Annotated in this window: 9 protein-coding genes; 1 reads left to right on the forward strand and 8 read right to left on the reverse strand. The window is 67.2% G+C overall.

What is annotated here, in order from left to right:
• Positions 1–314: 314 nt before the first annotated feature.
• From CcI156_RS22685 to CcI156_RS22705, 5 genes are all read right to left on the reverse strand, one after another.
• A complete protein-coding gene (locus tag CcI156_RS22685; RefSeq protein ID WP_076808100.1) occupies positions 315–3,404 on the reverse strand; it encodes a type I restriction endonuclease subunit R in 3,090 nt (1,029 codons plus the stop codon).
• A 3-nt stretch (positions 3,405–3,407) separates the two neighbouring features.
• A complete protein-coding gene (locus CcI156_RS22690) occupies positions 3,408–4,559 on the reverse strand; it encodes a restriction endonuclease subunit S (protein ID WP_175637655.1) in 1,152 nt (383 codons plus the stop codon).
• Positions 4,560–4,608: 49 nt separating this feature from the next.
• Positions 4,609–6,123: a class I SAM-dependent DNA methyltransferase gene (locus CcI156_RS22695; RefSeq protein WP_076808105.1), complete on the reverse strand. Its 1,515-nt coding sequence runs from the start codon at positions 6,121–6,123 to the stop codon at positions 4,609–4,611.
• A 327-nt stretch (positions 6,124–6,450) separates the two neighbouring features.
• Positions 6,451–7,482 carry a replication-relaxation family protein gene (locus CcI156_RS22700; protein ID WP_076808107.1) on the reverse strand — a complete coding sequence of 344 codons (1,032 nt, stop codon included), beginning with the start codon at positions 7,480–7,482 and terminating at the stop codon, positions 6,451–6,453.
• 177 nt (positions 7,483–7,659) lie between these two features.
• Positions 7,660–8,631 (reverse strand): hypothetical protein, encoded by a 972-nt coding sequence (locus tag CcI156_RS22705; RefSeq protein ID WP_371681837.1) that lies wholly within the window; start codon positions 8,629–8,631, stop codon positions 7,660–7,662.
• A gap of 279 nt (positions 8,632–8,910) precedes the next feature.
• Between CcI156_RS22705 and CcI156_RS22710 the strand changes: the two genes are divergently transcribed.
• Entirely contained in the window at positions 8,911–9,729 is an 819-nt protein-coding gene (locus CcI156_RS22710; protein WP_011438110.1) for a DUF2127 domain-containing protein, read from the forward strand.
• 46 nt (positions 9,730–9,775) lie between these two features.
• Here the strand turns inward: CcI156_RS22710 and CcI156_RS22715 are convergent, their stop codons facing one another.
• The 3 genes from CcI156_RS22715 to CcI156_RS22720 all read right to left on the reverse strand — a co-directional run bounded on the left by CcI156_RS22715 (position 9,776) and on the right by CcI156_RS22720 (position 12,045).
• A complete protein-coding gene (locus CcI156_RS22715; protein WP_175637656.1) occupies positions 9,776–10,309 on the reverse strand; it encodes a DUF2231 domain-containing protein in 534 nt (177 codons plus the stop codon).
• A 202-nt stretch (positions 10,310–10,511) separates the two neighbouring features.
• Positions 10,512–10,832 (reverse strand): helix-turn-helix transcriptional regulator, encoded by a 321-nt coding sequence (locus tag CcI156_RS25255; RefSeq protein WP_023842061.1) that lies wholly within the window; start codon positions 10,830–10,832, stop codon positions 10,512–10,514.
• Positions 10,833–11,160: 328 nt separating this feature from the next.
• Positions 11,161–12,045 carry an LLM class F420-dependent oxidoreductase gene (locus CcI156_RS22720; RefSeq protein WP_076808114.1) on the reverse strand — a complete coding sequence of 295 codons (885 nt, stop codon included), beginning with the start codon at positions 12,043–12,045 and terminating at the stop codon, positions 11,161–11,163.
• Positions 12,046–12,540 lie beyond the last annotated feature (495 nt).

A 12,540-nucleotide genomic window follows, 5' to 3' on the forward strand; every position in this document is an offset into this window, starting at 1 on the left:
GTCCGTCACAGCCCAGGATCATGCCGTCAACCCGGCAGATCCACCCGAACCGACACACCACAGCCAGCCAAGATCCAAATAGTGGAAGTGGCATTGCCCGGAGCCCGCAAGCCCCCCTGACGCTTGAGGCCTTCCCTGGCGAAGCAGCTGCAGTGAAGGTCGGGTCGCCAGGCGGCCTCGACGCCGGCGGTTTCGGCGCCAAGGCCGCCGGTGCCGCCCGACCTGAGAAGCAGGCAGGTTAGACGAGTTCAGCCGCTGTCAGGCGACCTGTCGACTAACCTTGATCGACACCAAATATCCGACTCACCAGCCCGTCAGTAGTTCTTCTTCACGTATTCGTAGGTCTTCTCGAAGAGCACGCCAGTGACGGGCAGGCTGAAGTCCTTAAGTGTGGAGMGGATGGCCCTGCGCACCTCCCGGTCGCCGCGGTCGGAGCTGGTCCAGCCGGTGTAGGAGACCTCAACGACGATCTGGTCGATCCGTAAGGCGATGTCGGGCACGATCTTGTGCAACCCAGCAGGGGTGTTCTGCTCGACGATCTGTGTGAGTGCCCCGATCTTTGGGTCGTAGAGACGCCCGTCTTCGGCGAGCGTGCCTTCCTCGGCTGCGCGGTCGGCAGCGACGACGTCGTGGGCGACCTGGAGCGCGTCCTCGAGGAACTGCAGCGACTCCTCGACCGAGGTGATGGTGCGCTGCCGCAGCTTCTCGATCCGCTCGGCCAGGCTCTTGTACGCCGAGGACTCGATGTCCTGGCCGAGCCTGCGCTTGAGCCGGGCCTCGACGGAGTCGAGGATCTCCTCCACGATCTGCCCGGCAGCCTTCGGGTCGGGCACGGGCAGCGGTACCTGGAGCGACTCGGCGATCTTCTTGATCAGCGTGATCCCGGCCRCGTCCAGGGTGACGTTCCGAGAAACCAGCGGCTTCACCGAGATGTCACCCATGTGGGCGTGKATCAGCGCCTCGGTCTTCGCGCCGAGCTTGGCCCACAGCAGCCCCTTGTCGAGCCCCTTGGGCTGGATCGACGCATACAGCTTCGCCAGCCACAGATACGTGCTCTGGAACGGCGCCAGCATCGGGTTGGGGTCGAGGAACTCCCAGATCCGCTGCACCGCGGTGAACGTCTCCACGAACGTGGTCCGCGCCTCGCTGCCGACCGGGATCCGCTCGTGCGCTTCGGCCAACGCGGTGAACGACGCATCACGCGTGTCGATYCCGTCGAAGAACGAGGTGAGCACGGTCATGTCGGTCATGAAACGCCCGACCAGGCTGGCCACGTCGTRCACGGTCGGCTTCTCGGGCTCTGTTCCGTCCTTCGTCTTGGGGCCGAGCAGCGCGTCGCCGATGGCCTTGGCCAGGCCGATGTAGTCGACGACCCGGCCGTACTCCTTGCGTTGTCCGGTCAGCGGGTTCTTCCATGGCCGGTTGGGACGGGTGATGGTCTGGAACAGGTTGGCCGCTTTGAGCGGCTTGTCGAGGTAGAGCACGGCCTCGATCGGCGCGTTGAACCCGGTCATCCACTTCGCGGTGACGACCACGAACGAGAGCGGGTCGTCGACCTTCTTGAAGCGTCGCTTGAGCCGTTCCTCGGCCTCGTCGGAGAGCAGGTACTTCTTGTACGCCGACGGKGTGCTCTTGGAGTTGTCCACGTGCATCACCACGCCGACCTCACGCAAGGCGCTGGACCCGTCCGGCAGTGTCATCGTCGCGGCGCGGCGGTCCAGTTCGGCCYGGATCGCGGTCGCGTACGCCACCACCAGCTCCTGGTTGTACGCCACGACCTGCGCCTTCTGCCCGAGCGGAGCCACGTAGGTGAGGTAGTGGTCGACGATGTCGGCGCAGACCGAGGCGACCCGCTCGGGGTTCTTCAGGATGGTGGCGATATGGCTGGCCTTGCCGGAGAGGTACTCCTTGGCCTCRTCGTCGAGCCCTTCGTCGTCGGCGAGCTCCTCGAACGCCTCGTCGAGCTGCTCCTTGCTCAGCTCGAACTTCACCGACCGGCCTTCGACGATGACGGGCTTGGTGAACCCGTCGGCGATCGAGTTCTCCATCGTGTACCGCGACAGCACCAGGTCGGGGTCCTCGGGGTTGCCGAAGAGCTTGAACGTGTCCCGTTCACCGGCTTTGACCGCGGTGCCGGTCATCCCGAAGAACGTCGCGTTCGGCACCGCCTTCCGCCACGCCTCGCCGAGCGTGCCCTCCTGGGAGCGGTGGGCCTCGTCGACAAGCACGATGATGTTGGACCGGTCGGTGAGGAGACCGGCCTCGGCGAACTTGTGCGGCGTGGTCACCACCACCCGCGGCCCGGGCTTCTTCAGCACGGTCCACAGCGACTGCTTGGTCTTCGGCACCTCAAGGGTCGGCATCCCKGCGGTGCGGAACATCTCCGCGGTCTGCCGGACCAGGTCCTTACGGTCCGCKATCACGATCACCGTCGGCGCCCCGACCTGCGGGTCGCGCAACAGCCGCGAGGCGGTGAACGCCATCAGCTCGGTTTTGCCCGACCCCTGGTGATGCCACACCAGTCCGCCGCCACCTTGGGCGTTCCTGGAACCGGCGAGCACCTTGTCATGGATCGCGACCGCGGCCTCGACCTGCGGATAGCGAGGCAGAAGCTTCACATCCTGCTCCGAGGCATCCCGGGCATGCCGGTACATGGCGAAGTCCCGCAGGATCGCCAGCACCATCGCCGGCGTTAGCAGAGTCCGGGCATCCCGTTCGACCCGCGCCGGCCCGGACAGGTTCGGGTCACCACCGGTCTCACCCCACGGCGCCCAGAACTCGCTCTCCGGATCCGGCTCGGCGCGCACCRGCRCCATCCGTAACTCAAGTCCCTCGGTCGCCACGTTGAACACGTTCGGCGCGAAGAACTGCGGATATTCCACCTCGTAGACATCGTAAAGATCCTTCGCCGCGTTGAACCACGACACCGTCTGCTTCACCGGCGTCTTCGTCTCCACCACCACGAGCGGGAACCCGTTGACGTAGTAGACGACGTCGAACCGCCGCGCCTCGTGCCCGCCCTTGATCGTCACCTCATCGGCCACGACCAGCCGGTTGGCCTCCGGGTCGTCGAAGTCGATGAACCGCCGCGGCACATGCTTCCCAGCCACCGTCACGAACGGCCGCTGCCCGCGCAGGATCACCGTCAGCGCCTCGTTGGCCGCGACCAGACCATTGGTGGCGTCGAGCATCGCCCGGTGGACCTCGGCGATCACTATATCGGTCGACTCCTCGTCGTTGACCAGGCCAGGGCTGTGCCGAAGCAGGGCGTCCCGCACCCACGACTCGACTATGACCTCGTGCTCAGCACGCGGCAGATCGGTGCCAGATATGTGTTCCCACCCGGCATCCTGCGCCCACTCCAGTAGAGCCGCTTGGATCGTCGAAGCCTCGCTCCAGCCCATGCGCTACGCGACCTCCCCCAAGAAGCGATYGTACGCCTCGGCGATCTCGGTCTCCTGCGTCAGCAAAGAGGTCAGCAAGCTCGCTCTCAGGGTGAGGGTCCGCTCATGCTCCCTCCACACCTCTCGAGCTACCTGACGYGCGGACATCACGGTGGCGGCGATCCGCTGCTGAGCGCTCCGCTCTGGGACGGGGATGGGTGTGGCACGAATCTTGCTCTGACTGATATTGAACATCGACGCGCTCGTGYCGGTCGCAGAACCCGTCAGATGGTCTCGCGCAGAAGCGAGGCTCATGGCAACTACCAGGAAATCCGGGTCCAAGTCGGGGCCAGGCGTGAGCCGAAGTGTCTTGTCGGAGAGAAAAAGCCCACCACGCACGTCTTCGGGAACTCTACAGACCGCGCCGACCTTCTGTGGGGTATTCGCGCGGGTGATGAGGACGTCACCTGGCCGAACCCTGGAGGAAAATGGCAGCGCCGTGTCCAGCAGCAAAGCTTTGGACTCGCCAGGAAGGAACTCGAATGGTGTCACAGCGCTGACTTTGAGGACGCCTTCCTCGGAAGCCGTCGGTGCAACGTTGGTCGTCTGCGGGCTCTTGCCTCCATCGATCTTGACGATGTGTCTGTCCGCGGGGACCCGCTCGACGTCGCGCAGTAGGTCCTCCGCCAAGGCAGATCCCAGCCCCTCGCCCTGCAAGGCTTCGCTGGCCAGCCCGGCGATCGTGGCGTCTACAGACGAGACGAGGTCGACGATCCGGCGCTGCTCGTCCAGCGGTGGAACCCTGATGGGGATCGCAGCGAAGGAAGTGTCGTTAACGGTCTTCCGACGTAGAACAGTTCCAGTAGCCCGGGCCTGCATCTCCCCCCAGAACCTAGGCGTCTGAAAGACAAGGCGTAGGTATTCAGGTAGCAAGTCTCGCGCGACCTCGTAGGTCAGGAACACCCCGGACACGTGAGCGCCGTCATGTGTTGATGTTGCGACGCCTACGGGGCTCTCGAAGGCCGTGATTGTCCGCAGGACGACATCGGCTGTTCGGACCCTGTACAGGGTCGAGTAATTCGTCTCTCCTCCGACGAAGGAATTTTTTGGGCCGAGGCCTTGACCGTCCTTGAGTACCGAGACTGCGCGGTACTCGACTCCTGGTTCGACTGTCACTCTTCGCCGTACTCTGCGAAGGTGCTGACCAAAGGTGGACTCTGGCCACTCAGCCATCGGCCACCCCGAAGGCGGTCAAGTCGATCCCGGCAGCGGTGAGCCGCTCGAACATCGCGGCCTCAGCTGCGATGCGCTGTGCGCGAGCATCGGCGTACGCCACTAGCGCCGTGCCGAGATCAACCGCTTCGCCTGCGGTCTTGGTGATGTAGCGGCCGATGTTGAGGTCGAAGCCGTTGGCCTTAAGCTCGTCGAAGTCGGCGACGTGGACGTACGCGCTGGGCTCGGGGCCGTCGGCGGCGAGCTCGGTGCGGTAGGCATCGGTGAGGGCCTTGATGTCGTCGTACGACATGGTGTTCTGGTTCTTGCCCTTGGCGAACCGTTCGGAGCCGTCGATGAAGACGACTTTGTCCTTGCGGTCGGCGGGCTTCTGGCGGCGGAAGACCAGGATGCAGGCCGGGATCGAGGTGGAGTAGAAGAGGTTCGGCGGGAGGCCGATGACGGCTTCGAGGAGGTCTCGCTCGATCAGGGACTGGCGGATCTTGGCCTCGGCGCCGCTACGGAAGAGGACGCCGTGGGGCATRACGACGCCGACGCGGCCGGTGCCGGGCCTCATCGAGGCGACCATGTGCTGGACGAAGGCGAAGTCGCCGTTCTTCGCCGGCGGTACGCCGCCGATGGCACGAGGATCGGAGGCCCACTGGTCGGCGCCCCAACTCTCCAGGGAGAACGGGGGATTGGCGATGACCACGTCGAACTGGGTCAGCGCGCCCGAGGGCTTCTTGAAGAGTGGCTTGCGCAGGGTGTCGCCGCGCTTGATCTCGAAGTCCTCGATCTCGTGGAGGAAGAGGTTCATCTTCGCGATCGCCGAGGTGGTCAGGTTGACCTCCTGGCCGTACAGGCGCAGGGTGCGATGGTCCTGGGCGGACTCGCGCACCTGGTTGATAGTGGCCACCAGCATGCCGCCGGAGCCGCAGGCCGGATCGTAGATCGTCTCGCCGGGCTCGGGTCGCAGGATGGCGACGAGGAGGTCGACCACCTCGCGCGGGGTGAAGAATTCGCCGGCCTTCTGGCCGGAGACGTCGGCGAACTTCTTGAGCAGGTACTCATAGCCGGCGCCGAGTAGGTCGTGGCTGACCGTGGACGGGTCGAGCGGGATGTCGTCGAATGCCTTCACCAGCCCGCGAAGAGCCGAGGGCGGCAGCCGCTCCTCGTTACCCCAGGAAGCGTCGCCGAAGATCCGGACGAGGGTCCTGGGGTTGGCCTGCTCGATGCGCTGGAACGCCCTCGCAACCGCGTCGCCGAGGTTGGCCTGGGTCTTGGTGACCACCGACCAGCGGGTGTTCCTCGGGAGCTTGAAGCGGTGGTAGTCGGCTTCGATCTCGTTGGTCAGCTCCTCGCCATACTCCTTGACCGCCTGCCTGTGCTSGTAGTCCCAGGTGTCGCTGATCCACTTCCAGAACAGCATCGGGAACACGTACGTCTTGTAGTCGGCCGCGTCGACGGGGCCGCGGAGTGCGTTAGCGGCAGCCCACAGCCGCGACTCAAGGTCGGTCTGTGTGATCACAGGCGGATGGGATCCTTCGTCGTGATGGCACTACTCCGATCATGCTGACGTTGCGCAGTGGTCGGACCGATCACGTACCGATCAGCCGATCGAACTTGTCGACCTTGTCTCGCTGGTCGGGCGATGTCGGGCGAAGYCCGGCTAGGAACTCATGAATCGTGACCGCCACCGCGCCAGTCTGCCGCAGGCACCGGCGCGCTCCTACGACCACCCAGCAGCGGACCGGTGGGCTCGCAGCCACCGCCGACCTCCCTTCCCTCACCGCTGCCGTACACGCCAGCTGGGCGATACGCCCAGCTGGCACGGCGGCGGGAGGTGAGCGGGGGGTCAGGCTGCGAGCTGTCGTCCGTCGAGTCTGGTGGGCGGCATCGCTTGGGGTGGCTGCAGGCGGTTGGACTTCCCGGGCAGCGGGTCATTCACAGGCATGGGGCTGTCAGGGCCTTGGTAGGGCCAGAGGCCGACCAGGTGGCCGAGCGTGTACCGGCCGGTGCCGGTCTGGTTCATGGGGAGCCAGCGGCGCAGGGTGGCATCGAGGTGTCGGTCGGGTTCGGCGAGGTCCGCGGCTGTGGTCGCGACGGGTACCCGTTCGGGCTGGTCGAGGTGGCGCAGCGCCTCGGCAAGCACGTCGCGGATCCTGGCCTCGCGGCGGGTCGTGGTGGTCCAGATCAGGATCGGCGTGGTGATCCGGGTCGCCTTCGCGAGCCGGTGGTAGGCGTCGGCCTTGAGGGCAAGGCGGCGTAGTGGTTCGGTGCCAAAATCCAGTTCGACGAACCACTCGATCTCGGCGCCGCCCTGCGCCCACCGGCCGTAGCCGTCCGGGCGGACGATGTCCCCGTACAGTCCCGCGCACCGTTCCTCTGACCACCAGGCCGTGAGCCGGCCGGTGGCATCGGGCCGGCGGGCGCGGTGGATCAGCCGGGTGAACATCCCGTTGACCGCGATCCGGTGGGCCAGGTGCAGGGAGTGGGCGATGCCCATGGCCCGGTCGTGCTGATAGCCGATCTTCTTCGGGTCTAGGCCGTCCTCGTGCGCGAGGACGGCGACGCCGGCGACGTCGAGGACGTAGTGCATGGGCGACAGGCCACTGACGGCCAGGGGCTGGAACCGGTYGAGGACCCGCCAGCGGTACAGCTCCAACAGGCGGATGTTCGCCGACCGGCGGGTGACCCAGCCGAGCTCGACGATCTGGTGGGTAGTCAACACCCGGTGCTCGTGGATCATGCGGGTGATCCACCGGTCCCGTGGGGTGAGGTGGCGGGCCAGCCACAGTTGGTGCTCACCACTGGACACGATGCGGGCGGTGGGCCGGGCGTAGGTGCGGYGGCCGAGGTAGGTCTGCTGCGGAGGATTCGTGATCATGCGAAGAGGTCTCCCCAAAGAGGGTCGTCAGGCAGGCAGAGGTCGACGAACACGCAGGCAGGAATGGGCAGACGGCAGGCCAGGCCGAGGGGTGAGCGGGCTGTCGCGTCCGCGCCGGGACACCCGCCCGCCAGCACACGGGGTGTGCGCCGGTCCCACCCGCCGGGGCGGGGGCCCTCATCCGACGGCGGCCAGCGCACCTGTCTCGTCCGGCTCCGCCGGCCCAAGGTCAACCATGTCGACGTCGTCCGGCACGACCACCGCGGGCAGCCCATCCGCAGCCGGGTCATCGGCCTCCAGCACGATCGCGGCCGTGCCGGCCTCGGACACGTCGGCGTTGGGGGCGTGTTCTTCCAGCACCCGGTGCGCCTCGGTGCGTAGTTGCGTGACCAGGGCCCGTGCCTTCTTCGAGCCGACTTTCAGCCGCTTGCGCAGCTCGTCCGAGGAGATCGGACGGCGGTGTTCCTCCCAGTAACGGGTGTCCTCACGCCGCGCCCGGTCCAACAGCGAACCATCGACCACCACGGTGTTCGCCTGCTCGGGAGCGCGCTGCGCAGGAACCGCGCCCACCTCGGCCCGCGGGCTCCCACCTTCGGTTGCCACAGGCACCGCGGTGGACGCCGCTGCCCCGGCAGTCTCCGTCGGCTGGGGTGCGGGCTGAGGGATCGTGGCGCCCTGCGCTGCGGGATGGAAGGTGGTGGGGTGGCGCATCGCACGTAGCAATCCCGGGCCAACCTCGGACCAGCCGATAAGCAGCRCCGGGCCGGCGTCGAACGCGGCCTTGCCGTACTGGCCGGCGATCACCGGCTCGGCTACATTCAGCGCCAGGGTCACCACGCTGGAGAACACCAGCAGCCGCCGAGCCGGATGCAGCAGTTCCGGCGGCGCGCCCTGCACCGCCAGCTGCCGTGTCCCCAGCAAAAGGCCCACCACGGACAAGTCGACGGCAGGAGCCACCAAGGGGGCGACCCAGACTGGCACCCCGAGACGTAGCCCGAGCTGGAAGACGTTGCCGAACCCGAAGGCGAACGTCAGACCGACGACCACAGCCATGATCATGGTGACGAGAGTGACCGCCGCATCCCGTCCCGCCGCCGACGGCACCACAACCGGGCCGTCCACCATGGCGGTACCGCCCGCGGCCATCAGGCACCCGCCTTGGCCAGGGCCCGCGCCGCTACCGGCCGAGATCCGTCACTGGGCGTGATAGCCGCAGGTACGCGAGCCGAAACCACCAGGCTCGTCTTCGCCTGGCTTTGCGTGGATCCTGTCCGAGCCYCCCCGGGGACACGCGACCCGCCATGCCCGTCGGTTGCAACCCGGGTGCTCACGGGTCGGCCGCCCGCCACGGACCGGGTTCTCGCGCCAAGCTGTGTCAGCCTAGGTTGGGAAGAAGCGCGGCGGGCTGGAGACACGGGTGGGACGTGGATGGCGCGGATGAACTGGGAGCTGCGGACGTGTGCCCGCAAGGGCCACGTCACCTACCGTCCGGACGAGACATCGCTGGCCGAGCGGCTGACCGCCCGGACCGCCGTCGGTGTCAGCTGGCGGTGCCTACGGTGCGGCGACTTCGTCGTCGGGGAGCCGGCCCTGTCCGGACCGGCTGAGGACGCACCGCTGCTCCTGCGCGGACGGGCGCTGCGCGACGCGACGGTCCTGCGGCTACTCGCCGTGGAACGGATACTCCGGGCGCTGCTCATGGTCCTGATCGGCTACGCCATCCTCCGGTTCCGCCGATCGGAGGGGCAGCTCCAGCAGCTGTTCGACCGGGCCGTGCCCGCGGCGCGCCCGCTGGCCGACGTCCTGCGTCTCGATCTCGACCATTCCCCTACAATCGATCGCCTGCACCACCTCCTGCACACCCGTCCCCACACCCTGCTCCTCGTCGCGCTGCTGCTGTTCGGCTACGCCGCCGTACAGGTCGTCGAGGGGATCGGGCTATGGCTACTCAAGCGCTGGGGCGAGTACTTCGCCGCCGTCGCCACGTCGGCGTTCCTGCCGTTGGAGATCTACGAACTCACCGAGCGGATCACGGTCCTGCGCATCGGAGCGCTTGTCATCAACGTCGGTGCCGTCGTCTACCTCATCGTGAGCAAACGGCTGTTCAGAGTCCGGGGTGGGGCCGCCGCGTTCGAGGCCGAACGGCACGCGGAGTCCCTGCTCGAGGTGGAGCACTCCGCCCAGGCCGATCCGGCCCGTCCCGATCCTGCGGTACCGCAGGATCCTCGTCCGCAGGCCTTCACCTGAACCGGGCAGGCCCATCACCGGGCAGGCCCATCACCGGGCAGGCCCATCACCGGGCAGGCCCATCACCGGGCAGGGGAGTCCGGCTGAAGCTGCCGTGCCAGACGGCCTGGGCACCACTGTCGCCGATCCGGTAGACCTGCACGACCGAGCCGGCGGCGACGACCAGGCTGAGCACGGCGAGAACCGCCACGAGCACCCTCCGGCCGGGACCGGTCGCGGTGCGCGCCGGAGCCGTTTCCGTTCCGGTGGCGGCCGAGCGGCGTGCGAGCACCCACGACGCCGCGGCCGCGACGAACAGCCCGGCGGCCCAGGGCAGCAGGGTGTCACCGAGTTCGGCGTGCCGGCGGACCAGCTCGCTCGAGGGCACGCGTGCCTCGAGCCACTCCCCCGCATGGGTGGTGAGCGGCACGCTCACCAGCGCGACCAGAGCGACCAGCGGGGTGATGACGCCCAGCCGGCGCCGCGCCGCCGRCCACACCGCGGACAGCACCACCAGCATCGCTGCCAGCGGCACGAGGATGACAACCACATGCACGAGCAAGACGTGCGCCGGCAGTCCGTTGATCTCCGTTGGCCCCACGGTCGCTCCGATCGTCATCTCGTGATGTCCGCACCACGAGCCGTCACAGACAGGAGAAATCCCGCCCCGCATTACTACAGCAGTAGTAGTACTAATACTACTACTACTGCCTCTGTCGTAGATGAAGCGGGGCGACTAGGGACGCACCGTGCCCAGGGCGAGGCGGAAACGCCGGGGCCGGGACGGTCTCCCGCAGGGTGCGCTAGATCTCGTCGAACTCGCGTACCGCCCGGACATACCGGTGCGGCGCGAGCAGCCGCAGCCGCTCGGCCGGCCGAAACCCCAGCTCCGGCTCGGTGACCGCGAATAGCAGGCAGTAGGCACGCCGATAGGCGACTCCCGGGAATACTTTCCCGAGCTCGTGCCGACGGACCATTTCCGCAGTCGCCGCGGGCGGTGTGAAGCTTTCTCCCCCAGCGAGACCACGCACCTGCTCGGCGAGCCCGTCCTGCGTCAGGCCCCGGGCCTCACGGAAGCGACGAAGAGTACTCGGAGTCCAGCCCGGGTGCTTCGCGTTCGACATCGACGACCTCGTTCCAACGACMTCGTTCCGCTGCCCCGCCAGTTCTCCCACCAGCAGAGTAGTCAGACGGATACCGCGGACGGGCGACAATGTCGGAATCGAGCGCTGGACATCCCTCAAGGTCCGTTTCCTGTCCGGTCACCGGACTGYCCGGGTAATCGCCTGCCGGCTGCCCTGGTCAGTGCGGCCGACACGCGTTGGACTCATGACCAGCGGCTCCGCTCGGGCTGACGGGAGGTCCCCGGGTCCGGCGCCGCGCACGGGCCTGGCCAAGAACGAGCTGCCCCCCTTCGGGACCGGCCTGGAGATCTGGGTCGGGAGATCTGGGTCAGGAGATCTCGGYGAGCCCGGCGACCCGCGGAATCACCTCTTCACCGAGTATGTGCAGAGGCTCGACGTGCCAGACGTCGCGCACGCCACCGAGAACCGCCTGGACACCGAGTTCGGCCAGGTCGTTCAGCTCGTCGAGAATCCTCGCCACATTCTCCCCCCTCGGTCCGACGTCAAAGGAGAAGACCACGGTCTTGAGGATGTCGTCGTAGTTCCGACCCTCGCGTTCGCAGTGTTCACGCAGCACCTGGAGCTTGCGCGCCAGATCGGGACCGGGGAAGAGGTTGCACGCCTGTGCGTACCGGGCCACGAGGCGCAGCGTCTTCCTTTCGCCACCCCCACCGATCAGGATGGGTGGATGCGGCCGCGTCAGCGGCTGCGGCGAATTCAGTGGACGGGCCAACTGGTAGTACCGGCCAGAGAAGGGGCTCTCGTCACCGCTCCACATCCGCAGGCAGATCTGCAGCGTCTCCTCGAGCCGTTCGAACCGCTCGGCCAGCGGCGGGAACGGCAGACCGAGACCGACCGCCTCCTGTTCGTACCAGGCGGCGCCGATGCCCAGCCAGGCCCGCCCGCCGGAGAGCACGTCCAGCGTCGTGACGATCTTCGCCAGGGCGCCGGGCTCCCGGTAGACCGTCCCGGTGACCAGGGTCAGCAGCTTCGCGCGGCGGCTGTGGGCGGCCAGGAAACCCAGCGTCGTGTACGCCTCCAGCATCTCGTTCTCGGCCGGACCGACCATCGCGATCTGGAAGAAGTGGTCCATGACGGCCAGGTAGTCGAATCCGACCGTGTCCGCCACGCGGACCACCTCGGCCAGATCTTCCCCGAGCCGCCCGGAACCGTGCGGGGAGGTGAAGTCGGGTAGTTGCAGACCGATCCGCATGTGCGCTCCTCCCCCGCCTCCAGCGCGGGAAGCGGGACATAGCCGATATTTTCCCATCTGTCGCGCGGCGGCAGCCTCCGGCCGCGGCGACCATGATCGGGCCGCCCTGACGTGATGAGTCGACGACACGGCCACGCCTGCGCGCGGTCACCCCACCCGAACCCAACGCCACGCCCGCAAATCGCAACAAATTTCGATATATAAATAACAAGAGGCTGAGATGCACGAGAATGTAGGCATGCCCGGCCAAGCCTCCGTCATGATGGTCACATGAGGCCCGAGTGGCGGGACCTCCGGGGTGTCCGTACCCTTTCCCTCGACGGAGGTAGTCCCACTCCTCCCGCAGGACCGGTCGCCGTCGGCGGCGGTCGATTACTGGATCTGCGGAGTCGGCACCATGGCGGCACCGGAGAGGGGCCGGAGGGGGAGTCGCCACCAGCGCCCGCCCACGGCGCACCCGTAAAAGATCATATTTTTCGGCGAACCGGCCTTCGG

The organism is Frankia sp. CcI156 (assembly GCF_001983015.1).
GTDB lineage: Bacteria > Actinomycetota > Actinomycetes > Frankiales > Frankiaceae > Frankia > Frankia casuarinae.